The organism is Streptomyces sp. NPDC045846 (genome assembly GCF_056431605.1).
In genome coordinates, this window is record NZ_JBWKKJ010000002.1 from 251,929 (window position 1) to 276,226 (window position 24,298).

Consider the following 24,298-nt stretch of genomic DNA (forward strand, 5'->3'; position numbering starts at 1 on the left):
AAGCGTGACCCGCCGGAGCGGGTGCACGCCGGGAGTCCGGGGTCTTTGCGTCACTTGGGGGCGGTGCGCCGGGGCCCCGGCGTACGGCTAGTACGACAGCCCGTGGCCGATCGGGTAGAGATCGTGCGTAGGGTCGTCGGCCCGCGGCACCGCGACCGGGAGGCGGCCGCGCGGCCGGACCCGTCCCGCCAACACCCGTGCGGCGGCCCGGAGTTCGACGTCCGTCCAGGAGTAGGTGGCGAGCGAGGCGGCGTACCCGCTCAGGTACGCGATGTCGTACGGGTTGCGCAGGGCGAGGTGCACGACCGGCACGCCGGTCCTGCCGAGCGCCGCCACCAGCCTGCTCTGCGCGCCGCCCGCCCCCGCGTTGTACGTGCCCACGATCACCGCGTCCTGCCCCGCCGTCGCCGCCACCGCCTGGTCGATCCGGGCCTGCGACGGCAGCGTGCCCGTGGGCAACACCGTGGTGCGGAAGCCGAGTTGGGTCAGGGATCGGGCCAGGACCGTGGTGGGCGGGCCGGTGGTGCCGGAGGGGGAGTCCGGGTCGGCGCCCACGACGAGGAGCCGGCGGTGGTGGTGGCGGGAGAGCGGGAGCAGTCCGCGCGGATTGGCGAGCAGGGTCGTGGTCCGCTCGGCGATCTCGTCGGCGGCGGCCAGATGGGCCCGGGTGCCCACGGTGCGCTCCACGCCCCGGGCGGTGACGTACGGCCGCGCGAACAGGCCGCGCCTGTCCTTGAGCCGGAGGATGCGCAAAACGGACCGGTCGAGGCGGGACTCGGGCAGTTCGCCGCCGGCCACCGCCGCGCGCACCCCGCCGAAGGCCACGTCCAGCTTCGGCGGGTCGAGGAGCTGGTCCACGCCCGCCTTCAGGGCGAGCACCGGCACCCGGTCGTCGCCGTACTTGTCGCGCACGCCCTTCATGCCGAGCGAGTCCGTGATGACGACCCCGTCGAAGCCGAGCTGTTCGCGCAGGATGCCGGTGAGGATGGGGCGGGAGAGCGTCGCCGGGTCGTTGCTCGGGTCGAGCGCCGGGAACTGGATGTGCGCGGTCATGATCGCGTCGATCCCGGCGTCGATCGCGGCCCGGAACGGCGGCGCGTCCAGCCGCTCCCACTGCTCGCGCGTGTGCGTGATCACCGGGATGCCGGTGTGGCTGTCGACGCTGGTGTCGCCGTGCCCCGGGAAGTGCTTGGCCGTCGCGGCGACCGAGGACTCCTGGTATCCGCGCACCTCCGCCGCGACCATGCGGGCCACGGCGGCCGGGTCCGCGCCGAAGGACCGTACGCCGATCACCGGGTTGGCCGGGTTGATGTTCACGTCCGCGTCGGGGGAGTAGTCCTGGCGGATGCCGATCGCCGCGAGCTCCGCGCCCGAGATCCGGCCCAGGGTGCGGGCGTCGCCGGTCGAGCCGCCCGCGCCCATCGCCATCGCGCCGGGGAAGAGCGTGGCGGGCCTGCCGACCCGGCAGACCGCGCCGTGCTCCTGGTCGGTGGCGATGAGCAGCGGCAGCGGTACGCGCTGGGCGAGCCCGGCGGCCTGGATGCCGTTGGAGAGTTCGGCGATCTGGTGCGGGTCGCGGGTGTTGTGCGCCCAGGTGAAGTAGATGATGCCGCCGACGTGGTACCTGGCGATCAGCTCGGCGGCGTCGCGCACCCCGAGCTCGCGGAGGTTGGCGTCGATGTCCGCCTGGTCGGGAGCGGTCGCGGAGTGCCCGTAGACCCGCGTGACGAAGAGCTGGCCGATCTTCTCCTCGACCGACATGCGGGCGATGATCGCGCGGAGTCGGCGGTCGGTGCCGAAGGCCTCGTCGACCTGTGCGGCGCGGGCGGGGAACCGGGGGCCGAGGGCGGTCATGGCGGCCGCCGCGGCGGTGGTGGTGAGGAGGCTGCGTCTTGAGGTGCGGTGCTGCACGTGCGCTCCTTCCGGTCATGGTGCCCGGGAAGCCAGGGAACTGGAAGAAACTTCCAAGGCGAACCGATATCCGGAAAGTTACTGCCAGTCAAGGCTATGCGCACGAGGCAGCGCGGCGTGGCTCGCGAGGGGTGGTGCCGCCACCGGTGCAGTCGGAGGGGTTCGCACCGGTGGCGGCGTGCTGCCGGCCGCAGGCGGCTGGAGAGGGGGTCGGCGCTCGCGGCCAGCAGCGATGCCGACACCGCTCTGCGGAGACTCACCGGCAGTACGTGCGTTGGACGGACGCACCCTCGCGCGGGTTCCCCGACAGCCGCCAATTCGCCGAATTGGTACGGGAGTTGACGGTGTGGTGGACCCGGTCAGTCCGACAGGCCGACCGTCTGCCCGAACGTCGCCGGATCGTCCAGGACCTCCAGCATGCAGTGCGCGACATCGGCCCGCGAGATGATCCCGCCGCCCCGCACGTTGCGCCCCACCTCCGTGCGGTAACGCCCGGTCAGCTCCTTGTCGTTGAGGCGCGGCGGCCGCAGCGCCGTCCAGTCGAGGGAACTCGCGCGCAGCACGTCCTCCATCCGCGCGAGATCGGCGTACCGCTTCCTCAGGATCGCCTTCACGATCGGGTACGCGATGCTCCGCTGCACGAACGCGTCCCCCGGGTCGTGCCGGGGCGGGTTCGGCCGCCCCGGCGACGGTACGGTGCCGATCGGCGCAGCACTGATCACGACGATGCGGCGCACCCCCGTGGCGCGCATCGCCTCGCATATCGCCCCGGTACCGCGCTCGGCGACCCCGAAGTCCGCCTTGGTGGCCGCGCCCAGCCCCGACAGGACCGCATCGGCCCCGGCCAGTGCCGTGCGCAACGCGCCCGGGTCGGGCCGGGACAGATCGACGGCCACCGTACGGACGACGTCGGCCGCAACCTTGGCGGGGTCGCGGACCACCGCCGTCACGTCGTGACCGGCGGCGACCGCCTGGAGCAGGGCGAGGCGGCCGATCCCGCCGCTCGCCGCGAAGATGGTGAGCTTCATGAACGCGCCTTCCGCGAGTCCCGCCTCCTACCAGGTCGCCCCGGCGACCTGACGGGTCGTGGCGTTGAGCCGGTTGAAGAGGTTGGTCACCGCGACCATGAGGATGAGCGAGGCGAGCGCCTTCTCGTCGTAGTGCCGGGCCGCCTCGTCCCAGATCTCGTCCGGCACCGCGTCCGGCCGGTCGGCGATCCGGGTGGCGGCCTCGGCCAGCGCGAGGGCCGCCCGCTCGGCGTCGCTGAAGTACGGCGCCTCCCGCCAGGCCACGACCATCGTCAGCTGGTCCTCGCTCACCCCGTGCTTGCGCGCGCTGGCCATGCCGCCGTAGACGCACGGGGCACAGCCGTTGATCTGGCTGGCCCGCAGGTGCACCAGCTCCAGGGTGGACGCGGGCACTCCGCCCTGCTTGGCGGCGTTCAGCAGATCGAGGATGGGCTTCATCGCGCCGGGAAGGACCTCGGCGGGGTTCGTCATACGTGCCTGCATGGCTGCGGCTCCTGTGTCATGGGCAGCGGACTGCTTCTTCGTCGTTCGCCTTCACTGCCCTGACACGCGGGCGCACGGGGATGTGACAGCCCCGCCGGAATTCTTTTTCAGCTCTCCTCGCGCTCGCGCTGCGGGTCCCGCACGGGCTCCGTCTCCAGCCCGTGCCGCCGCATGACGTACGGCTCCCACGTCCGCCCGCCGTCCCACGACACCCGCAACGCCAGGGCGGGCCCCGCTACCAGCTGCCCCCATGCCGGGCGCTCTTCCGCGTCAGCCATGCGCGTACCTCCGCTTCCTCCTGCGGAGAGGCGGTACGCAGATCACGTACGGCGACCGACGCCACGAAGTACACGAACCGAACGCGCCGCCAGTCACCGTCCGTGCCGATCACCTTGCCCGGCCCGTACACATCGGTACCGGTGTGGGCGACGTACGCCCCCACGCCGTGCGCTCCCATCGCGCCCCGCCTCTCACTGTGTGTGCTGTTCCGCTCACAGAGTGGGGTCACCTTCCGTACGCTGAACAGTGCACGGAGCGTGACAATCGAGCCTGCACAGAGGGGAGTTGATGTCGTGGCGATCGAGGACAACCCGGTGTCCCGCATCAAGTACGGCGAGGAACTCAGGGCGCGGCGCGAGGCGGCCGGTCTCACCCAGGAGGAGCTGAGCCAACTGGTGGTGATGTCGCGCACGCACATCGCCCACATCGAGGCGGGGAGGAGGCGCCCAACCCTGGACGACGCCCGTCGGCTGGACAGGGTGCTGGGGACCGATGGGTTCTTCGAGCGGTTCCTGCCGACCCTGGATGGTCGCGTGGTCGCCGAACACTTCGCTGAGGCGCTGGAGTTTGAGGGCCAGGCGACGGTGATCCGGGAGTACGCGCCCAAGCTCGTTCCGGGCATCCTGCAGACGGAAGCGTACGCACGCGAAGTGCTCGGCTCGGGGCACCCGCCGAAGAGTGACGAGGAACGTGAACGGCTGCTCGCCACGCGGCTTGAACGGGGCTGCATTCTGGACAGGTTCGACACGCCTGTGGTGTGGACGCTACTGGACGAGGCGGTGCTGCGGCGACCGATCGGCGGTCCGGCCGTGATGTGCGAACAGCTGCGTCACATCGCGAGGTTGGGGAAGAGCCGACGCATCCGCGTCCATGTGCTCCCGTTTTCGGTTGGCGTCCACGCCATGCTGGAGGGGTTTGTCTCACTGATGTGGTTCGCGGATCTCCCGCCCATTGCCTACGTGGAAGGACTGAAAACGGGCAGGGTGTGGGAACTCCCGTCCGTGGTGCGGCAGTGCCAGGAGGTCTACGATCACGCCCTGGGTGACGCGTTGTCGCACCGCAAATCTCTGGCGCTGATCACGTCCGTGGCGGAAGATTATGAGAATGAAGCGCAGTAAGCACATCGTCCCCGACGCCTCAGCACTGACCGCTTGGCGTAAGTCCACTTACAGCGGTGGAAGCAGCGGTGAATGCCTCGAAATAAGCGAGGCGTACGCGACCTGGCGGAAGTCCACGTACAGCGGCGGAACCAGCGGTGATTGCCTGGAGTTCAGCGACAGCTGCGCGGCGTGCGTGCCGGTGCGGGACAGCAAGAACCCGACCGGGCCCGCCGTGGTGTTCGGGCCGACGGCCTGGACGTCGTTCGTGGACGGGGTCAAGGGCGGGGCCCTCGGTCGCTGAGGGCGTCCCACGCTTCCCGGAGGGCGTGGACCGTTGCCGTGATCGCGGGGCGGCGGGCGGCTCCGGTGCGCCACAGGGCGTACAGGTGACGGGTCGGGACGGGGTCGAGGCGTAGGGCCACCACGCCCTCGGGAAGCGGGCCCCGGCCAAGGCGCGGTACGAGGGCGATGCCCAAACCGGCTTGCACGAGGGCGAGTTGGGTGTGGTACTCGGCGGCCTGGTGGCGCAGGTCGGGCTCGTGGCCGTCGGCGCGCAGGGTGCGTACGAGCCAGTCGTGGCAGACCGAGCCGGGCGGCTGGCAGATCCAGGGCTCGTGGGCGAGGTCGCGCCGGTGGAGGGCGGGGCGGGCGGCGAGGGGATGGTCGGCCGGGACCAGTACGTCGCAGTGGTCGTCGCCGATGGCCGCGTGCTCGACGCCCTCGGGTGCGGGCAGGGGCGCGATGTCCCAGTCGTGGGTGACGGCGAGGTCGATGACGCCCTTGGCGACGAGGTCGACGGAGATGTGCGGATCGACTTCGGACAACCGCGTCTCCAGGGTGGGGTGTTGGCGGTTGAGCGAGGCGAGGGCGGCCGGGAGGAGTCCGCGTGCGGCCGTGGCGAAGGCGCCCACGGTGAGGCGTCCGGTGGGCAGGCCTCGCCGCTCTTCGAGGGTGGTCTCCGTGCGCTCGACGAGGGAGAGCAACTCCTGTGCGGCGGTGGCGAGATGGAGGGCGTCGTCGGTGAGGGCGATGCCGCGGCCACGGCGTTCCAGCAGGGTCGTGCGGGTCTCGCGTTCCAGCTTGGTGATCTGCTGGGAGATCGCGGAGGGCGTGTAGCCGAGGGCGGCGGCAGCGGCGGCGACCGAGCCGTGGACGTGGACGGCGTGCAGCGCGCGAAGGCGGGCCAGGTCGAGCAAGAGAGCCTCCCCGGGCCTCTGGATTAAGCGATGCTTCATCCCATCATCCATGAATCCGCGCTGGTGCTAAATGGTCGGGAGCGGTGATCCTCGACGCATGCGTCCCGTACACATCGCGCTCGCCGTGCTCGTCACCGCCGTCTGGGGGGTCAACTTCGTCGTCATCGACGTGGGTCTCGGCCACTTCCCGCCGCTGCTCTTCTCCGCCCTGCGCTTCCTCGTGGCGGCGCTGCCCGCCGTGTTCTTCGTGGGGCGGCCCAAGGTCGCCTGGAAGTGGATCGTGGCGGTGGGGCTGGTGCTGGGGGTGGCGAAGTTCGGGCTGCTGTTCATCGGGATGAGCCAGGGGATGCCCGCAGGCCTGTCCTCCCTCGTACTCCAGGTGCAGGCGGTGTTCACGGCGGTCGTCGCGATGGCCGTGCTGGGTGAACGGCTGGGCGGCGCAAGGCTGTTGGGGATGGGTGTGGCGCTGGCGGGGATCGTGGTGGCGGGGGTGGACGAGGGGTCGGGCGGCCCGCTGCTCGCCTTCGCGCTGACGCTGGGCGCGGCGGCGTGCTGGGGCGTGTCGAACGTCCTGACCCGCAAGGCGGCCCCGCCGGACGCGCTGAACTTCATGGTGTGGGTGTCGGTCGTCCCCGTACTCCCGCTGCTCGCCCTGTCCCTCCTGTTCGAGGGGCCGGACCGGGACGCGGAGGCGCTGGCGGGGTTCGACTGGGGCGGGGCGGGGGCGCTGGTGTATGTGGCGTGGATCAGCACGGTGTTCGGGTTCGGGGCGTGGGGGATGCTGCTGCGCCGCTACCCGGCGTCGTCGGTGGCGCCGTTCAGCCTGCTGGTGCCGGTGTTCGGAATGTCCTCGGCGGCGCTGCTCCTGGGAGAGTCGGTGACGCCACTGCGCTGGTGCGCGGCGGCGCTGCTGGTGGGCGGGGTGGCGCTCACGTCGCTGTCGCGGTCAGGCGGGTCAGGTGGTCGCGTCCTGCGGCGAGGAGTCCCGGCAGAGGGGCGGCCCGCGGATACCACCGCTTCTCGTACTCCCAGCACAGCCAGCCGTCCGGCGGGAGCGGGGCGAGGCATTCGGTGAGGGGGAGGACGCCGGCGCCCAGGGGGAGGGGAGTGGTGTCCTCGGCGGACGCGACGTCCTTCACCTGTACGTAGCCGAGGTGGGGGGCCAAGTGGGCGAAGGACTCGGCCGGGGTCTCGCCGCCGAGCCAGGTGTGCAGGACGTCCCAGAGCGCGCCGACGCCCGCGTCCCCGACGCGGTCCAGGACGCGGGCGGTGGCTTCGCCCGTGCGGTGGGAGTCGTGGGTTTCGAGCAGGATGCGGATGCCGGTGCCGGTCGCTTGTGTGGCGGCTTCCTTCAGCCTGCGGACGGCTGTGGCGTCGTCCCCGGAGGTGCCTCTGCCGCCGGGGAAGACGCGGATGTATCGCGCCCCCAAGTCCCCTGCGAGGTCGACGAGTTGGGGGATGTCGGTGGTGTCGTCCGGGTCTGCGACTCGGGCGTACGCGGCGAGGGTCAGGATGTCGACGCCGGACGCCCTGAATTCGGTGGCGATGGCTCTTCTCTGGGTGGGGGTGAGGTCGGGGTGGACGCCGGACTCGGGGTGCGTGCGGAGTTCTACGCCTTGGTAGCCGGATTCGGCTGCGAGCCGGGCGATGGTGGGGAGGGGGGTGTCGGGGAGGCCGAGCGTGGAGAGGGCGAGCTTCATGGTGTTCCCTTCGCTGGGAGATCCTTTCCCCATCCCGCCCCTTCCCACTGTGACACGCTGCGGCTCCGCCGGTTCGGCTGTCGACCGTGCGTGGCTGATCGCGCAGTTCCCCGCGCCCCTAACCCCGATGTCGTCCGTCGGCCGTGCCCGCTTCTCGCGCAGTTCCTCGCGCCCCTAACCCCGTTCGACGTGCGGACCGTGCCCGCTTCTCGCGCAGTTCCCCGCGCCCCTAACCCCGTTCGACGTGCGGACCGTGGTCGCTTCTCGCGCAGTTCCCCGCGCCCCCAAAACCCGCTTTTGACCGCGGACCGTGCGCGGCTGGTCGCGCAGTTCCCCGCGCCCCTAACCCCGTTCGACGTGCGGACCGTGGTCGCTTCTCGCGCAGTTCCCCGCGCCCCTGGCGGTACTGGTGTGGGCCGGTGCTGGCATCTTTAGCCCGTCCGGCGATTGAGGACGAGCGCCGTTCAGGCGCGAACGGGGTCTGGGGCGGAGCCCCAGGGGCGCCTTCACCCCCGGAGGGTTTAGGGAAGGGGCGGGGTGGGGGGTCACGACAGGGCCGTCGTGAAGCGGCGGGCCGTCTGCTCCAGCAGGGCCACCCCGTCCCCCGCCCACAACGCCTCGTTGAACAGCTCCACCTCGATCGCCCCCGAATACCCCGCCGCGTCCACCAGCGACCGCCACCACGCCAGGTCGACACACCCGTCCCCCAGCTGGCCACGCCCATGCAGCACGCCCGCGGGCAACGGCGTGACCCAGTCCGCCAGTTGGAACGCGTGGATGCGCCCCGCCGCCCCCGCCCGGGCCGCGGCCGCCGGAGCCGTGTCGTCCCACCAGACGTGGTAGGTGTCGACCACGACCCCCACCTGGGAAGGGGGGAAGCGCGAGGCCAGGGCCAGCGCCTGGTCCAGCGTGGACACCACGCACCGGTCGGAGGCGAACATCGGATGCAGGGGTTCGATGGCGAGGCGCACCCCCCGCGAGGCGGCGTACGGCCCCAGCGCGGACAGCGCCTCCGCGACCCGCTCCCGCGCGCCGACCAGGTCCTTCGACCCGGCCGGAAGCCCGCCCGAGACCAGCACCAACGTATCCGTGCCCAGGGTCGCCGCCTCGTCGATCGCGGCCCGGTTGTCGTCGAGCGCGGCGGTGCGGGCGGCCGGGTCGAGCGCCGTCAGGAAGCCGCCCCGGCACAGCGTGGTGACCTCAAGGCCCGCCGCCCGCACCAGCTTGGCCGTCGCGTCGAGTCCGTACTCCGCGACCGGCTCGCGCCACAGCCCGACCCCCCGCACCCCGAGCCGTACGCACGCGTCCACCAGCCCCGGCAGGGACAGCTGCTTCACCGTCATCTGGTTGATGCTGAAGCGGGAAGAAGGAGAAGGGGTCATTGGGGTACTCCGTACACATTCAGGAGGGACCTCATGCGGGATTCGGCCAGCGCCGGATCGGGGAACAGGCCGAGCCCGTCGGCCAGTTCGTACGCCCGCGCCAGATGCGGCAGCGACCGTGCCGACTGGAAGCCGCCCACCATCGTGAAGTGCGCCTGGTGCCCGGCCAGCCATGCCAGGAACACCACGCCCGTCTTGTAGAAGCGGGTGGGAGCCTGGAAGAGGTGGCGGGAGAGCGGGACCGTCGGATCGAGGAGGGCGCGGAAGGCGTCCGTGTCGCCCTTGTCCAGCACCCGGACCGCCTGCGCGGCCAGCGGGCCCAGCGGGTCGAAGATGCCCAACAGGGCGTGGCTGAAGCCCTGTTGGTCGCCCGCGATCAGCTCGGGGTAGTGGAAGTCGTCGCCGGTGTAGCACCGTACGCCGTCCGGGAGGCGGCGCCTCAGCTCCACCTCGCGGCGGACGTCGAGGAGCGAGACCTTGATGCCGTCGACCTTGTCGGGATACGCCGCGATGACCTCAAGGAAGGTGTCCGTGGCCGCGTCCAGGTCGGCCGAGCCCCAGTAGCCGTCGAGCGCGGGGTCGAACATCGGGCCCAGCCAGTGCAGGATCACCGGCCGGGAGGCCTGGCGGAGCAGGTCGGCGTAGACGGTGAGGTAGTCCTCGGGGGAGCGGGCCGCCGCCGCGAGGGCGCGCGACGCCATCAGGATCGGCTGTGCCCCGGCCCCCTCGACGACGCCGAGCTGCTCCTCGTACGCGGCCGTCACCTCGGCGAGCGTCCCGGACGGGCCGAGTTGGTCCGTGCCCACCCCGCACGCGATGGGGCCGCCGACCGCCGTGGCCTCGGCCGCACTTCGGGCGATCAGCTCGGCCGCGGCCGGCCACTCCAGGCCCATGCCGCGCTGTGCGGTGTCCATCGCCTCCGCGACGCCGAGCCCGTGCGACCACAGATGGCGGCGGAAGGCGAGCGTGGCGTCCCAGTCGATCGCGGCGGGCGCGTCCGGCGAGGTGTCGGCGTACGGGTCCGCGACCACGTGGGCGGCCGAGAAGACCGTACGGGACAGGGGGGCCGGGCCCGGCGGAAGGGCGAGCGGGGCGGCGCGCGGTTCGTACGCCCGCGTCGTGCCGTCGGCGCACGGAAGCAGCAGGCTCACAGCGCGATCTCCGGCACGTCGAGGCGGCGGCCCTCGGCGCAGGAGCGCAGGCCCAGCTCGGCGAGCTGGACGCCGCGCGCCCCGGCGAACAGGTCCCAGTGGTACGGCTCGTCCAGCGCGACGTGCCGCAGGAACAGCTCCCACTGCGCCTTGAAGCCGTTGTCGAACACCTCGTTGTCCGGCACCTCCTGCCACTGCGCGCGGAACGGCTCGGTGGCGGGCAGGTCCGGGTTCCAGACCGGCTTCGGCGTCGAACCGCGGTGCTGGATGCGGCAGTTGCGCAATCCCGCGACGGCCGAGCCCTCGGTGCCGTCCACCTGGAACTCGACCAGCTCGTCGCGGTGGACGCGCACCGCCCACGAGGAGTTGATCTGCGCGACCGCGCCGCCCTCCAGCTGGAAGATCCCGTACGCGGCGTCGTCGGCGGTCGCCGTGTACGGCTTGCCCTGCTCGTCCCAGCGCCGCGGGATGTGGGTGGCGGTGTGCGCGGTCACGGAGGTGACCCGGCCGAACAGCTCGTGCAGCACGTACTCCCAGTGCGGGAACATGTCCACGACGATGCCGCCGCCGTCCTCGCGGCGGTAGTTCCACGACGGGCGCTGGGCGGACTGCCAGTCGCCCTCGAAGACCCAGTAGCCGAACTCGCCCCGCACGGACAGGATCCGGCCGAAGAAGCCGCCGTCGATCAGGCGCTTCAGCTTCAGCAGGCCCGGCAGGAAGAGCTTGTCCTGGACCACGCCGTGCTTGACGCCCGCGTCCCGGGCGCGCCGGGCGAGGTCGAGCGCCCCGGCCAGGCCGGTCGCGGTGGGCTTCTCGGTGTAGACGTGCTTCCCGGCCGCCACGGCCTTCCCGAGCGCGTCCTCACGGGCGGAGGTCACCTGGGCGTCGAAGTAGATGTCGACGGTCGGGTCGGCGAGGACCGCGTCCAGGTCGGTCGACCACTCGGTGAGGCCGTGCCGCTCGGCCATCGCCCTGAGCGCGTGCTCGCGGCGGCCGACCAGGACCGGCTCGGGCCACAGGGCGGTGCCGTCGCCGAGGTCGAGGCCGCCCTGCTCGCGCAGCGCGAGGAGGGAACGTACGAGGTGCTGGCGGTAACCCATGCGTCCGGTGACGCCGTTCATGGCGATCCGCACGGTCCTTCGTGCCGTCATCTGATCCCTCCGAGGGGCGAGCCGAGTACGGGTTGCCCGGCGGTTCCGCAGCCGGGCACGGCGGCGCCGAAGGCGCCCGGAATCTGGGAGAATCCTGATAGCAAGCGCTTTCTGCGAAGCTGGACGCTAGCCTGCGCAGAGCGCCTCGGGCAAGAGGCCGAAAGCTTGAACGGCGCCCCTGGGGCCCGACCGGTTCGGAGGCAGAGATGACAGCGACCCTGGCGGATGTGGCGGCCCGGGCCCAGGTGTCCCCGGCGACGGTCTCGCGGGTCCTGAACGGCAACTACCCGGTGGCCGCGGCCACGCGCGAGCGGGTGCTGCGGGCCGTCGACGAGCTCGACTACGTCCTGAACGGGCCCGCGAGTTCGCTCGCCGCGGCCACCTCGGACCTGGTCGGCATCCTGGTCAACGACATCGCCGACCCGTTCTTCGGGATCATGGCGGGTGCGGCCCAGTCCGCGATCGGCGAGCAGCGGGGGGCCCGCGAGAAGCTCTCCGTCATCTGCAACACCGGGGGTTCGCCGGAACGCGAACTCACCTATCTGACGCTGCTCCAGCGCCAGCGCGCCGCCGCCGTCATCCTGACCGGGGGCGCACTGGAGGATCCGGCGCACGCGGCGGCCGTCGGCGCGAAGCTCGCGCGGCTCGCGGACGCGGGCACCCGCATCGTGCTGTGCGGCCGGCCGCCGCTGCCCGGTGACAGCGTCAGCGCGACCCTCGCCTTCGACAACCGGGGCGGCGGGCGGCGCCTCACGGACCACGTCCTCGGCCTCGGTCACCGCCGGATCGGTTACGTGGCCGGGCCCCCCGAACGCACCACGACCCGGCACCGCCTGGAGGGCCACCGGGCCGCCCTCGACGCCGCGGGGCTCGACCTCGACCACCTCGTGGTGCACGGCTCGTACGACCGGCGTTCGGGATACGACGCGGCGCTGGAACTCCTGCGCAGGGAGCCGGAGTTGACGGCCGTGGTGGCGGCCAACGACACGGTCGCGCTGGGGGCGTGCGCGGCGCTGCGGGACCGGGGCCTTCGGGTGCCCGAGGACGTCTCGGTGGCGGGGTTCGTGGACCTCCCCTTCAGCGCGGACGCGGTCCCGGCCCTCACGACGGTGCGGCTGCCGCTGTCCGAGGCGGGGGCGCGGGCGGGGCGGCTGGCGCTGGGGCTTGAGGGGGTGCCGCCCGGGGGGCTCGCCACGGTGCACGGCGAACTGATGGTCCGGGCTTCCACGGGCCCGGCCCGCGCGCGGTGACCCCGCGGCCGTCGTCGCCCTTGCGCCGTTCCGCCGCGCCTTCGTGTGACTCCGCGCTGCGCGCGGGGGCTTGTGCCTTGCCCTCGGGCCGTACGGGGTTCTCGCGCAGTTCCCCGCGCCCCTAGCTCCGGTGTCGTCCGCCGACCGTGCGTGGTTGCTCGCGCCGTTCCCCGCGCCCCTAACCCCGTTCGACGTGCGGACCGTGCTCGCTTCTCGCGCAGTTCCTCGCGCCCCTAACCCCGATGTCGTCCGCCCACCGTGCGTGGTTGCTCGCGCAGTTCCCCGCGCCCCTTGAAACCCGCTTTTCGTCCGTCGACCGTGCCCGCTTCTCGCGCCGTTCCCCGCGCCCCTTGAAACCCGTTTTCGTTCGCCCGCCGTGGTCGCTTCTCGCGCAGTTCCTCGCGCCCGTGGCGGTGCTGGTGCGGGCCGGTGCTGGCATCTTTAGCCCGTCCGGCGTTTGAGGACGAGCGCCGTTCAGGCGCGAAGGGGGGTCTGGGGGCGGAGCCCCCAGGAGCGCCTTCAACCCCCGGAGGGTTTAGGGAAGGGGCGGGGTGGGGGCCCTCCGGGGTCTGGGGCGGAGGGCCGGGGCCGATCGGGGGTGCTCTGGGGCATGCGGGGCCCGGATGTGGGAAGTGATGCCGGGACACGATCGGAGGCAGTCATGGCAGGTTTTCTCGACCGGGCCAAGGAGCAGGCGCAGAGCGCACTGAACCAGGGCAAGCAGAAGGTGGACGAGGTCCAGCAGCAACGCGCGGGCAACGACCTGCTGAAGAAACTCGGCGCCGCGTACTACGCCGAGCGCCACGGCAGCGGAACTCCGGACGCCACCCAGCAGGCCCTCTCGGCCCTGGAGGCTCACATCGCCACACACGGGGACGGATTCCTGAGGGCCTGAGGGCCTGAGGGCCTGAAGCACATCCCGGCCCGGCGCGGCGTAGGGGCGGCCAACTCCCTTGAGAGCTCGGCCAGTTGAGGGGGGGCGCTACTTCTTTGGTGCCCCGCCCAGAAGCTGGCCCAGGATCTCGCCCAGGCCGCCCCCGGCGGGACCGGCGGGACCGGCGGGGCCCGGCTTCGAGGCCGCCCGCTTCGTCAGGACCGCCAGCGCCACCGGCAGCAGTACTTCCAGCGCCTTGGCCACCGTCGCCGGAGGCAACCCCGTCTTCTTGGCGACCGCGTTCGCCACCGGCCGGGCCACCTTGGCCAGCATCCCGGCCGCGAGGCCGCCGCCCAGCATCCCGCCGAGGCCGCCGCCCAGCGTGGCCACGCCCTGCAAGGGGGCTTCCTCGGGAGGCGCCTGGGCCACCGCCTGGCGGACCTCCTCCGTGGTGTCCGGAGGCAGCCCGTCCGCCAGCGCCGACATCGTCGTACCGACCACGTCCTGCGCGCCCGCCGCGTCCGTACCGAGCAGCCCGGCGATCTCCTGGAGCCCGTCGTCGCCCAGCTCGTCCAGGACGTCCTGCTGGAAGGAGGGCTCGGCTGAAGAAGGGGAGGGATTGTCGTTCATGCGGCAAACGCTACGTTCCACCCGCTTCGTCAGCACCTCGGAAGCCGGGAAAAAATTACCGCGCGCAGTCGTGCAACCCTTCCGGGGTGACGGAGGTCTAAGGGGCGTCGGTGCTTCAGGGGAGGGATCCGGGGGGATTTCGAGGAAGCGCTGACGGGGAGGGAATCGAGGGGCCCGGTCGACGGACCGGGCCCCCTTGACTTGGCCCCCGCGTCCCGGACTCCCGCCGTACGTGGCGGTGTTGTCAGTGCGGGACGGTAGCGTCGGGGCATGGGCAGTCTCGTGGGTGCGACCGTGGTGGAGGGGGTCCTCGAACGGATCACGTACGCCAACGAGGAGAGCGGGTACACGGTCGCGAGGGTCGACACCGGCCGGGGCGGCAACGACCTGCTCACCGTGGTGGGCTCGCTGCTCGGCGCGCAGCCGGGCGAGTCGCTGCGGATGGAGGGCCGCTGGGGGTCCCATCCGCAGTACGGCAAGCAGTTCACCGTGGAGAACTACACGACCGTCCTGCCCGCCACCATCCAGGGCATCCGCCGCTACCTCGGCTCCGGTCTGATCAAGGGCATCGGCCCGGTCTTCGCCGACCGCATCACCCAGCACTTCGGCGCGGACACCCTCGACATCATCGAGCAGGACATCGGGCGCCTGATCGAGGTCCCGGGGCTCGGTCCCAAGCGGACCAAGAAGATCGCCGCCGCCTGGGAGGAGCAGAAGGCCATCAAGGAGGTCATGGTCTTCCTCCAGGGGGTCGGCGTCTCCACATCGATCGCCGTGCGCATCTACAAGAAGTACGAAGACGCCTCGATCTCCGTCGTCAAGAACCAGCCCTACCGGCTCGCCTCCGACGTCTGGGGGATCGGGTTCCTCACCGCCGACCGGATCGCCCAGGCCGTCGGCATCCCGCACGACAGCCCGGAGCGCGTGAAGGCGGGGTTGCAGTACGCGCTGTCCCAGTCCACCGACCAGGGCCACTGCTTCCTGCCCGAGGAGCGCCTGATCGCCGATTCGGTGAAGCTGCTCCAGGTCGACACCGGCCTGGTCATCGAGTGCCTCGCCGAGCTGATCGCCGAAGAGGGCGCCGTGCGCGAGAAGGTGCCCGGGCCCGACGGGGGAGAGCCGGTCGCCGCCGTCTACCTCGTGCCGTTCCACCGCGCCGAGCTGTCGCTGGCCGCCCAGGTCGGGCGGCTGCTGCGGACCGGGGAGGACCGGATGCCGTCCTTCGCCGGGGTCGACTGGGACAAGGCGCTCGGCTGGCTCGCCGGGCGCACCGGCGCCGAGCTCGCGCCCGAGCAGCAGGAGGCCGTGAAGCTCGCCCTGACCAGCAAGGTCGCGGTGCTCACCGGCGGCCCGGGCTGCGGCAAGTCCTTCACGGTCCGCTCGGTCGTGGAGCTCGCCCGCGCCAAGAAGGCCAAGGTGGTGCTCGCCGCGCCGACCGGCCGGGCCGCCAAGCGCCTGGCCGAGCTGACCGGCACCGAGGCCTCCACCGTGCACCGCCTGCTCGAACTGAAACCGGGAGGCGACGCGGCGTACGACAAGGACCGGCCGCTGGACGCGGACCTGGTGGTGGTCGACGAGGCCTCCATGCTCGACCTGCTGCTCGCCAACAAGCTGGTCAAGGCGGTGGCCCCCGGCGCCCATCTGCTCATGGTGGGTGACGTCGACCAGCTGCCCTCGGTCGGCGCCGGGGAGGTGCTGCGCGACCTGCTCGCCGAGGGCGGGCCGGTGCCGAGCGTGCGGCTCACGCGGATCTTCCGGCAGGCCAAGCGGTCCGGCGTCGTCACCAACGCACATCGCATCAACTCCGGCTCCCAGCCCATCACTTCGGGCCTGGACGACTTCTTCCTGTTCGTGGAGGAGGAGACGGAGGACGCGGGCCGTCTCACCGTCGACGTCGCGGCCCGCCGCATCCCCGCGAAGTTCGGGCTCGACCCGCGCCGCGACATCCAGGTGCTCGCCCCGATGCACCGGGGCCCGGCCGGCGCCGGGGCGCTGAACGGTCTGCTCCAGCAGGCGATCACGCCCGCCCGTCCCGACCTGCCGGAGAAACGGTTCGGTGGAAGGGTGTTCCGCGTCGGCGACAAGGTCACCCAGATTCGCAACAATTACGAGAAGGGCGCCAACGGCGTCTTCAACGGCACCGTCGGCGTGGTCACCGCGCTCAACCTCGACGACCAGCGCCTGACGGTCCGCACCGACGAGGACGAGGAGGTGCCGTACGACTTCGACGAGCTGGACGAGCTGGCCCACGCCTACGCGGTGACGATCCACCGCTCCCAGGGCAGCGAGTATCCGGCCGTCGTCATCCCGGTCACCACCGGCGCCTGGATGATGCTCCAGCGCAATCTGCTCTACACGGCGGTGACCCGCGCCAAGAAGCTCGTCGTCCTGGTGGGGTCCCGCAAGGCGATCGGCCAGGCGGTGCGTACCGTCTCCGCAGGCAGGCGCTTTACCGCACTCGCTCACCGGCTGTCAGGGGGCACTTTGGTGTGAAAGATCACCCAGGACTTTCCTAACTGGGGCGAACGGGGCAGGATGAGCAGGTTGACGGCACTGAGTGCCGTGAATAAGCCCAATGGGCGACCCCGAGTGCACTCTGCTGAGCCAAATGGGGGATGGTAGAGACAGTCAGGGCACCTCGAAGAAGAGGCACTACGTCGGTGAGGGATGACGTGAGCGAGAACGCGAACAACGCTGTAGTACTGCGGTTCGGCGATGGCGAGTACACCTACCCGGTGATCGACAGCACCGTCGGCGACAAGGGCTTCGACATCGGGAAGCTCCGAGCCCAGACCGGACTGGTCACCCTCGACAGCGGATACGGCAACACGGCCGCCTATAAATCCGCCATTACCTACCTGGACGGTGAGCAGGGCATCCTGCGCTACCGCGGGTACCCGATCGAGCAGCTGGCGGAGCGCTCGACGTTCGTCGAGGTCGCGTACCTGCTGATCAACGGCGAGCTGCCGACCGTCGACCAGCTCGCCAGCTTCAAGAGCGAGATCACCGGGCACACGCTGCTGCACGAGGACGTCAAGCGGTTCTTCGACGGCTTCCCGCGCGACGCCCACCCGATGGCGATGCTGTCGTCCGTGGTCTCGGCGCTGTCCACGTTCTACCAGGACAGCCACAACCCGTTCGACGAGAAGCAGCGCCACCTGTCCACGATCCGGCTGCTCGCCAAGCTGCCGACGATCGCGGCGTACGCGTACAAGAAGTCGATCGGCCACCCCTTCGTCTACCCGCGCAACGACCTCGGCTACGTCGAGAACTTCCTGCGCATGACGTTCTCGGTGCCCGCCCAGGAGTACGAGCTGGACCCGGTCGTCGTCTCGGCGCTCGACAAGCTGCTCATCCTGCACGCGGACCACGAGCAGAACTGCTCGACCTCCACGGTGCGCCTGGTCGGCTCGTCGCAGGCGAACATGTTCGCCTCCATCTCGGCCGGCATCAGCGCCCTGTGGGGCCCCCTGCACGGCGGCGCCAACCAGTCCGTCCTGGAGATGCTGGAAGGCATCCAGGCCAACGGCGGCGACGTGGACTCCTTCATCCGCAAGGTGAAGAACAAGGAGGACGGCGTCCGCCTGATGGGCTTCGGCCACCGGGTGTACAAGTCCTTCGACCCGCGCGCGAAGATCATCAAGGCCGCCGCGCACGACGTCCTCTCGGCCCTCGGCAAGTCCGACGAGCTGCTCGACATCGCGCTGAAGCTCGAAGAGCACGCGCTGAGCGACGACTACTTCGTCTCGCGCAACCTGTACCCGAACGTGGACTTCTACACGGGTCTGATCTACCGCGCGATGGGCTTCCCGACCGAGATGTTCACGGTCCTGTTCGCCCTCGGCCGCCTGCCGGGCTGGATCGCCCAGTGGCACGAGATGATCAAGGAGCCCGGCTCCCGCATCGGCCGCCCGCGCCAGATCTACACGGGCGAGGTCCTGCGCGACTTCGTGCCGGTCGAGGGTCGCTGACCCCGATCGCCAGGGTCCGGGGAATGCCCCCGGGCCGATCCGGCGGCCGGTGAGGTCCTGCACGACCGCGTACCGGCCGACGCCTGCCGAACTCCCGCCCGGGTGCGGGCAGTTCGCGCTCAGTACAGCGGAAAGCGCCCCGCTGCCGATCCCCCCACGGGTCGGCAGACGGGGCGCTTCCCTGTTTCCCGGTGCGGATTCCCCCCACGGGATCCGGGCCGGGGGTCTAGGCGGTCTGCCGGGGTACGTACCTGTCGGGTGGGCCGCTCAAAGCTCCCGACGTACGTGCCCCGGCCAACGCGTTGCCTGGAACGTCCCCCAAGACATTCCATGGACGTCCCCCAAGACATCCGTGGCATCGCCCACTTAGACTCCCGACCCCTCCCGATGGTTACCTCAAAACCTCTGTGATCTAGATCTCTTTGTGGAGGTCAGGTGAAGGAACGCAACCGTAGGCTGTTGGTTACCACGAACACCGAGGAGAACGCCATAGCCGCGCCCGCGATCATGGGGTTCAGCAGGCCGGCGGCGGCCAGTGGCAGCGCGGCCACGTTGTAGCCGAATGCCCAGAAAAGGTTGCCTTTGATGGTGGCCAGGGTGCGCCGCGACAGCCGGATCGCATCCGCGGCAACCCGCAGGTCACCCCGTACGAGAGTGAGATCACCGGCCTCGATCGCCGCGTCCGTGCCGGTCCCCATGGCCAGACCCAGATCGGCGACGGCGAGAGCGGCCGCGTCGTTGACGCCGTCACCCACCATGGCGACGGCGTGGCCCCGCTCCTGGAGGCGCCGGACGACGGCGGCCTTGTCCTCGGGCAGGACCTCCGCGTACACGTCGTCCGCGGCGATGCCGACCTCCGCGGCCACGGCCGCCGCGACCGTCCGGTTGTCGCCGGTGAGCAGGACGGGGGCGAGCCCCAGCGCCCGCAGCCGGGCGACGGCCTCGGCGCTGGTCTCCTTCACGGCGTCCGACACGGCGAGCACGCCCCGCGCCGCCCCGTCCCACGCGACGACGACGGCCGTACGCCCCTCGGCCTCCGCGGCACTCCGGGCCGCGGCGAGCTCGGGCGGCAGCTCAAGGGCGCTGTCCCGGCCCACGTACACACGGTGGCCCTCGACCACGCCCTCCACGCCCCGGCCGGGCAGCGAGCGGAAGCCCTCGGCGGGCGGCAGCACCCCGGCCCGGTCCTCGGCCCCGGCCGTGATCGCGCGGGCGATCGGGTGCTCCGAGGCGTGCTCCAGCGCACCGGCCAGCCGCAGCAGCTGCTTCTCGTCGACGCCCTCGGCGGCGTACGCCTCGTACAGGCTCATGCGGCCGGTGGTCACCGTGCCCGTCTTGTCGAGGACGACGGTGTCCACGCGGCGGGTCGATTCGAGCACCTCCGGGCCCTTGATCAGGATGCCGAGCTGCGCGCCGCGTCCGGTGCCGACCATCAGGGCGGTCGGGGTGGCCAGGCCGAGCGCGCACGGGCAGGCGATGATCAGCACGGCGACCGCGGCGGTGAAGGCGGCGGTGGCGTCGCCGGTGACCAGGAGCCAGGCCACCAGGGTGGCCAGCGCGATCGCGAGGACCACCGGCACGAACACGCCCGCGATGCGGTCCGCGAGGCGCTGCACCGCGGCCTTGCCGTTCTGGGCGTCCTCCACCATGCGGGCCATGCGGGCCAGCTGGGTGTCCGCGCCGACCCGGGTCGCCTCCACGACGAGGCGGCCGCCCGCGTTCACCGTGGCGCCGGTGACCGGGTCGCCCACGCCCACGTCCACCGGGACGGACTCGCCGGTCAGCATCGAGGCGTCCACGGCCGAGGCGCCCTCCACGACGGTCCCGTCCGTGGCCACCTTCTCGCCGGGCCGCACGACGAACCGGTCACCGGTACGCAACCGGCCCACCGGGACGCGCACTTCGGCCCCGTCGCGCAGCACGGCGACGTCCTTCGCGCCCAGCTCCATCAGGGCGCGCAGGGCGGCGCCGGACTTGCGCTTGGCGCGGGCCTCCAGATGGCGGCCGAGCAGGATGAACGTGACGACACCGGCGGCGACTTCGAGGTAGATGGTCCCGGCGCCGTCCCCGCGCTCGGTGGCGAAGGCGAACCCGTGCCGCATGCCGGGCTCGCCCGCCGTGCCGAAGAACAGCGCCCACAGCGACCAGCCGAACGCGGCGAGCGTGCCGGTCGACACGAGGGTGTCCATCGTGGCGGCGCCGTGCCGGAGGTTGGTCCACGCCGCCCGGTGGAAGGGGAGGCCGCCCCAGACGACGGCGGGGGCGGCGAGGGTGAGCGAGAGCCACTGCCAGTTGTCGAACTGGAGCGGGGGGATCATCGCCAGCGCGACGACGGGCGCGGAGAGGAGGGCCGTGACGATCAGCCGCCCGCGCAACGCGGCCGACCGCATCGCGACGCGGTCGTCCCCCGGCTGCGGCGGTGTGGTGGCTTCGGGGTGCTCCGCCTCGCCTCGGTTCGGGATCGTTTCGGGGTGCGGGCGAGGGGTGGCTCCCGGGGGCTCCGGGTTCGCGTCCTCGGTCGGGCCGATTTCCGGGTGCGGCCCGGTGGTTGTCGCCCGGGCTTCGCCCCGAACCTCGTTCGCGCCTGAGGGGTTCTCGCCCTCAAGCTCCCCCGGGGGACCCTCGTGGGCCCCATCGGTGCTGGGCGGCGGGCCCGGCACCGCGGAGCCGGGCCGGGGTTCGGCCGTGTAACCCGTCTTCACCACCGTCGTGACCAGGTCCGCCACCGTCACCCCGGGTTCGAAGGTGATCCGGGCCTTCTCGGTGGCGTAGTTGACCGTGGCGGAAACCCCCTCCATCCGGTTCAGCTTCTTCTCGACGCGGGCCGCGCACGACGCGCAGGTCATGCCGCCGATGGTGAGTTCGACCTGCTGAGCGGGGTCGGGGGTGCGCACGATGGGCTCCAGAAAGAGGGCCGGGCCGCACCGGGCCGGCGGAGGCCGGCCGGGTGCGGCCCGAGGCGGTTCGAGGGGGGCGAGGTCAGGCGCGGCCGACCAGCTCGTAGCCCGCCTCGTCGACGGCGGCGCGGACCGTCTCGTCGTCGAGCGGGGCGGCCGAGATCACGGTGACCTCGCCGGTGGCGGCGACGGCCTTCACCGAGCTCACGCCCTCGATCCCGGAGAGCTCGCCGGACACCGCGCCCTCGCAGTGGCCGCAGGTCATGCCGGAGACGCGGTAGACGGTGGTGACGGCGCCCACCTGGACGTCGGTCGCCTCTCCGCTGTGGCAGCCACCGGCGGGCGAGCAGCAGGAACCGGTCGCGGCGGGGGTCTCGATCTCGGCGGTCATGGCGTTCTCCTCTTCACGGGCGTACGGATCCATGGTGCATCAGAGGGCCACGGGGAAAGCCGGGGCACCCTCACACCGCACAGACTATACCCCTAGGGGGTATGAAGGTGAGCCGCTGCCGGAGTGATAACGACGGGGTCGCCGGCCGAGAACACGGTGAACGGGTGTTTCCGCCCCTTCGGCGGGTGCGGCACCGGGCGGGCGGCCGGGACGGGGGCCGCCCGCGGGCCAGGTCACGCGTCGCGGCGGCCTCTGTTGCCGGGGCGCCGGGCGACCCACGCCCGGATCGTGTCGGCGAACCAGTAGGGCTTGCCGTTCTCCACGAGGTCCGGGGCGGGCAGCAGCCCGTGCTTGCGGTAGGAGCGCACGGTGTCCGGCTGCACCCGGATGTGCGCGGCGATTTCTTTGTAGGACCAGAGCCTGCGGTCGGTCATGTGGGGCACCTCCCTGCGTACGTCGCAGCGGCGGCCGGAAGGTCGTCGGGGGAGCTGCGACGCGAACGCTTGGCGATCACTCAGCCTGTGCCCGTTGAACGACGGAGAGTGAGGGCAGGGCGGCTCCTGTCGACCGCCTGTGACGCAAGACCCGCGTAATCGAGACATGTGTGACGGGAGGGAGATCCTTGTAACGCATCGGGCGAACAGGGTGGTTGGGGCGAATGGGTGAAGCGCCGCCCGTCAGGTGCCGTCCGGCCCGGCCTACGCGTACAGGGCGGGCCGCTCGGGGAGCCCCACCTCGACCCGCTCTCCGGTCCGCTGCGCGCGCACCCCCGCCTCGCAGGCCAGCGCCGCCGCGCAGGCGTCCCAGGCGCTCGCCCCCTCCACACGGCCCCGCCGGACCGCGTCCACCCACGCCTGCACCTCGCGGTCGTACGCCTCGGCGAAGCGGACCGTGAAGTCCTGCGGGACGTCCCGGCCCGCCCGGCCCGCCGCGCGCGTCACCGGCCCGCCGCTCTCGCCGATCGAGGCGGTGCCGCGTTCGCACACCGCCTCGCACCGCACCTCGTACCCGAAGCCGCAGTTGACGAAGATCTCGACGTCGACCACCACCCCGCCGGACGTCTCGAAGAGCACCAGCTGGGGATCGCCGAGCCCTTGCGGGGCGTACGAGGACGGGCGCGGGCGCAGCACCTGTACGGCCGTGATCTCCTGGCCGAGCAGCCAGCGGGTGGCGTCCGCCTCGTGCACCACCGAGTCGCGGATCAGCATCTCGGTGGTGAAGAAGGAGGGCGAGGACGCGTTGCGGTGGCGGCAGTGCAGCATCAGGGTGCGGCCCAACTCGCCTTGCTCCAGGGTGCGTTGGAGTTTCTGGTACTCCCGGTCGAAGCGGCGCATGAAGCCCACCGTGACCAGCCGGTGGCCGAGCCGCTGCTCGGCCTCCAGGATGCGCAGGGTGCCCGCCGGGTCCGGGGTGAGCGGCTTCTCGCACAGGACCGGCAGTCCGCGCGCGAAGGCTTCGAGCAGCGCCGCCTCGTGGGCCGGTCCCGAGGAGGCGATCAGGACGGCGTCCACGCCGGGCGCGGCCATCGCGGCGGCCGGATCGGCGAGCACGGCGCACCCCTCGATGCCGTGGGCCGCGGCCCGGGCCCGCTCCGGTTCCAGGTCGGCCACGGCGGCCACGCGGGCGCCGCCGATGACGGAGTCGATGCGGCGCACATGGTCGGCGCCCATCCGGCCGGTGCCGATGACGGCGATGCCCAGGGTCACGTCAGGCCCCGCAGGAGCGCAGGAAAGCGCGGGTGCGTTCGGCGATCGGGAGGGGCTCGTCGGGATCGCACGGGTACATGTCCTGCTCGACGATCGCGAAGAGGTCGACGTCCAGGCTCTGGGCGGCGGCCAGCACCGGTTCGAGCGCGGGCACCCCCTTCGGCGGCTCGCACATCACGCCCTGCGCGACGGCGGGCCCGAACGGCGTTCCCGATGCCCGCACTTGGGCCAGCACCTGCGGATCGACCTGCTTGAGGTGGAGGTAGCCGATCCGCTCCCCGTACGTCTCGATCAGCTTGACGCTGTCGCCGCCGCAGTACGCGTAGTGCCCGGTGTCCAGGCACAGCGAGACCAGGTCGGCGTCGGTGGCGTGCAGGAAGCGGGCCACGTTCTCCTCGCTGTCGATGTGCGTGTCGGCGTGCGGGTGCACCACGACCCGCAGGCCGTGGCGGTCCCGCACCTCGCGGGCCAGGCGCTCGGTCTGACCCGCGAGATCGCGCCACTGCGCGGCGGTCAGGGTGCTGTCCTCCAGGACCTCGCCGCTCTTGTCGTCGCGCCAGAACGACGGGATGACCACGAGGTGCCCGGCGCCCATCGCCCGGGTGAGCGCGGCCACCCGCGACACGTGCGCCCAGGTCTCCTCCCACACGGCGGGGCCGTGGTGCAGCCCCGTGAAGACGGTCCCGGCGGAGACCCGCAGGTCGCGCCGGGCGGTCTCCTCGGCGAGGCGCGCCGGGTCGGTGGGCAGATAGCCGTACGGTCCGAGTTCGATCCACCGGTAGCCCGCCCCCGCGACCTCGTCCAGGAAGCGCTGCCAGGGGACTTGGCGAGGGTCGTCGGGGAACCAGACGCCCCAGGAGTCGGGGGCCGAGCCGATCCGGATGCGGGTCTTCGCCGTCGTCATGGGGTCAGCCTTCCGGGGGCGCGCGAGGAGTGTCAAGGCCACGTCCGAATGTAAGGACAAAAGATTGACAGCGGTGGTGGGAGGCGGCTAGACCTGGGGGCACCGGCGATCCGGCGACCCGAGGGGACGTGCATGGACGAGGCTCCGTACGGCACCGAGCGCGGCCGCGGGCACGACCCCGGAGACGCGCGGTCCGGCTCCGCCGATGCGGGGAGCGGTGCCGGGCATGGCCCCGCTTCCGGTACGGGGTGCGATCCCGTGTCCGGTGCGAGGTATGACTCCGCGTCCGGTGCC

General features: G+C 71.9%; 21 protein-coding genes and 1 pseudogene. 7 read left to right on the forward strand and 15 right to left on the reverse strand.

The window, feature by feature from the left end:
* Positions 1–87: 87 nt before the first annotated feature.
* From AC07F3_RS06160 to AC07F3_RS06175, 4 genes are all read right to left on the reverse strand, one after another.
* On the reverse strand, positions 88–1,854 hold the full coding sequence (locus AC07F3_RS06160; protein WP_479111890.1) for a glycoside hydrolase family 3 protein: 1,767 nt from the start codon (positions 1,852–1,854) through the stop codon (positions 88–90).
* A 416-nt stretch (positions 1,855–2,270) separates the two neighbouring features.
* Positions 2,271–2,939 (reverse strand): NAD(P)-dependent oxidoreductase, encoded by a 669-nt coding sequence (locus AC07F3_RS06165; RefSeq protein ID WP_479110972.1) that lies wholly within the window; start codon positions 2,937–2,939, stop codon positions 2,271–2,273.
* Positions 2,940–2,966: 27 nt separating this feature from the next.
* On the reverse strand, positions 2,967–3,422 hold the full coding sequence (locus tag AC07F3_RS06170; protein ID WP_479110974.1) for a carboxymuconolactone decarboxylase family protein: 456 nt from the start codon (positions 3,420–3,422) through the stop codon (positions 2,967–2,969).
* A gap of 107 nt (positions 3,423–3,529) precedes the next feature.
* Positions 3,530–3,700: a hypothetical protein gene (locus AC07F3_RS06175; protein WP_479110976.1), complete on the reverse strand. Its 171-nt coding sequence runs from the start codon at positions 3,698–3,700 to the stop codon at positions 3,530–3,532.
* Between the two features lie 294 nt (positions 3,701–3,994).
* Here AC07F3_RS06175 and AC07F3_RS06180 point away from each other — a divergent pair, with 294 nt between their 5' ends.
* Positions 3,995–4,819, forward strand: coding sequence for a helix-turn-helix domain-containing protein (locus AC07F3_RS06180; RefSeq protein ID WP_479110978.1), 825 nt, complete (start codon positions 3,995–3,997; stop codon positions 4,817–4,819).
* Entirely contained in the window at positions 4,806–5,102 is a 297-nt protein-coding gene (locus AC07F3_RS06185; RefSeq protein WP_479110980.1) for a DUF397 domain-containing protein, read from the forward strand. Before AC07F3_RS06180 ends, AC07F3_RS06185 begins: the two co-directional genes overlap by 14 nt.
* Here the strand turns inward: AC07F3_RS06185 and AC07F3_RS06190 are convergent.
* Positions 5,077–5,997: a LysR family transcriptional regulator gene (locus AC07F3_RS06190; RefSeq protein WP_479110982.1), complete on the reverse strand. Its 921-nt coding sequence runs from the start codon at positions 5,995–5,997 to the stop codon at positions 5,077–5,079. The genes AC07F3_RS06185 and AC07F3_RS06190 overlap by 26 nt on opposite strands.
* 97 nt (positions 5,998–6,094) lie before the next feature.
* Here AC07F3_RS06190 and AC07F3_RS06195 point away from each other — a divergent pair, with 97 nt between their 5' ends.
* Positions 6,095–7,072: an EamA family transporter gene (locus AC07F3_RS06195; RefSeq protein WP_479110984.1), complete on the forward strand. Its 978-nt coding sequence runs from the start codon at positions 6,095–6,097 to the stop codon at positions 7,070–7,072.
* Here AC07F3_RS06195 and AC07F3_RS06200 read toward each other — a convergent pair.
* The 4 genes and pseudogenes from AC07F3_RS06200 to AC07F3_RS06215 form a co-directional block, all read right to left on the reverse strand.
* Positions 7,014–7,730 (reverse strand): annotated as a pseudogene (locus AC07F3_RS06200) (sugar phosphate isomerase/epimerase family protein); the annotation flags it as partial. The gene AC07F3_RS06195 and the pseudogene AC07F3_RS06200 overlap by 59 nt on opposite strands.
* Positions 7,731–8,242: 512 nt before the next feature.
* A complete protein-coding gene (locus tag AC07F3_RS06205; protein ID WP_479110986.1) occupies positions 8,243–9,040 on the reverse strand; it encodes a sugar phosphate isomerase/epimerase family protein in 798 nt (265 codons plus the stop codon).
* Between the two features lie 35 nt (positions 9,041–9,075).
* Entirely contained in the window at positions 9,076–10,230 is a 1,155-nt protein-coding gene (locus AC07F3_RS06210) for a dihydrodipicolinate synthase family protein (protein ID WP_479110988.1), read from the reverse strand.
* Positions 10,227–11,381 carry a Gfo/Idh/MocA family protein gene (locus tag AC07F3_RS06215; RefSeq protein WP_479110989.1) on the reverse strand — a complete coding sequence of 385 codons (1,155 nt, stop codon included), beginning with the start codon at positions 11,379–11,381 and terminating at the stop codon, positions 10,227–10,229. Before AC07F3_RS06215 ends, AC07F3_RS06210 begins: the two co-directional genes overlap by 4 nt.
* Positions 11,382–11,587: 206 nt before the next feature.
* Here AC07F3_RS06215 and AC07F3_RS06220 point away from each other — a divergent pair, with 206 nt between their 5' ends.
* Positions 11,588–12,631, forward strand: a complete 1,044-nt coding sequence (locus tag AC07F3_RS06220) for a LacI family DNA-binding transcriptional regulator (protein ID WP_479110991.1) — start codon at positions 11,588–11,590, stop codon at positions 12,629–12,631.
* Positions 12,632–13,292: 661 nt separating this feature from the next.
* Complete coding sequence (locus tag AC07F3_RS06225) at positions 13,293–13,526, forward strand: hypothetical protein (RefSeq protein WP_479110993.1); 234 nt, start codon at positions 13,293–13,295, stop codon at positions 13,524–13,526.
* An 87-nt stretch (positions 13,527–13,613) separates the two neighbouring features.
* Here AC07F3_RS06225 and AC07F3_RS06230 read toward each other — a convergent pair whose 3' ends face one another.
* Complete coding sequence (locus AC07F3_RS06230; RefSeq protein WP_479110995.1) at positions 13,614–14,135, reverse strand: DUF937 domain-containing protein; 522 nt, start codon at positions 14,133–14,135, stop codon at positions 13,614–13,616.
* Positions 14,136–14,405: 270 nt separating this feature from the next.
* Between AC07F3_RS06230 and recD2 the strand changes: the two genes are divergently transcribed.
* Together recD2 and AC07F3_RS06240 are read left to right on the forward strand one after the other, a co-directional pair.
* Positions 14,406–16,628: an SF1B family DNA helicase RecD2 gene (recD2, locus tag AC07F3_RS06235; protein WP_479110997.1), complete on the forward strand. Its 2,223-nt coding sequence runs from the start codon at positions 14,406–14,408 to the stop codon at positions 16,626–16,628.
* A gap of 179 nt (positions 16,629–16,807) precedes the next feature.
* Complete coding sequence (locus tag AC07F3_RS06240; protein ID WP_114036765.1) at positions 16,808–18,106, forward strand: citrate synthase; 1,299 nt, start codon at positions 16,808–16,810, stop codon at positions 18,104–18,106.
* Positions 18,107–18,537: 431 nt separating this feature from the next.
* Here the strand turns inward: AC07F3_RS06240 and AC07F3_RS06245 are convergent, their stop codons facing one another.
* The 5 genes from AC07F3_RS06245 to AC07F3_RS06265 all read right to left on the reverse strand — a co-directional run bounded on the left by AC07F3_RS06245 (position 18,538) and on the right by AC07F3_RS06265 (position 24,004).
* Positions 18,538–20,952, reverse strand: a complete 2,415-nt coding sequence (locus AC07F3_RS06245; RefSeq protein ID WP_479111891.1) for a heavy metal translocating P-type ATPase — start codon at positions 20,950–20,952, stop codon at positions 18,538–18,540.
* A 133-nt stretch (positions 20,953–21,085) separates the two neighbouring features.
* Positions 21,086–21,394 (reverse strand): heavy-metal-associated domain-containing protein, encoded by a 309-nt coding sequence (locus AC07F3_RS06250; RefSeq protein ID WP_479110999.1) that lies wholly within the window; start codon positions 21,392–21,394, stop codon positions 21,086–21,088.
* Between the two features lie 233 nt (positions 21,395–21,627).
* On the reverse strand, positions 21,628–21,828 hold the full coding sequence (locus tag AC07F3_RS06255; protein ID WP_479111001.1) for a helix-turn-helix transcriptional regulator: 201 nt from the start codon (positions 21,826–21,828) through the stop codon (positions 21,628–21,630).
* Between the two features lie 264 nt (positions 21,829–22,092).
* Positions 22,093–23,100, reverse strand: coding sequence for a Gfo/Idh/MocA family protein (locus AC07F3_RS06260; RefSeq protein ID WP_479111003.1), 1,008 nt, complete (start codon positions 23,098–23,100; stop codon positions 22,093–22,095).
* A 1-nt stretch (position 23,101) separates the two neighbouring features.
* Positions 23,102–24,004: a sugar phosphate isomerase/epimerase family protein gene (locus AC07F3_RS06265; RefSeq protein ID WP_479111004.1), complete on the reverse strand. Its 903-nt coding sequence runs from the start codon at positions 24,002–24,004 to the stop codon at positions 23,102–23,104.
* Positions 24,005–24,298 lie beyond the last annotated feature (294 nt).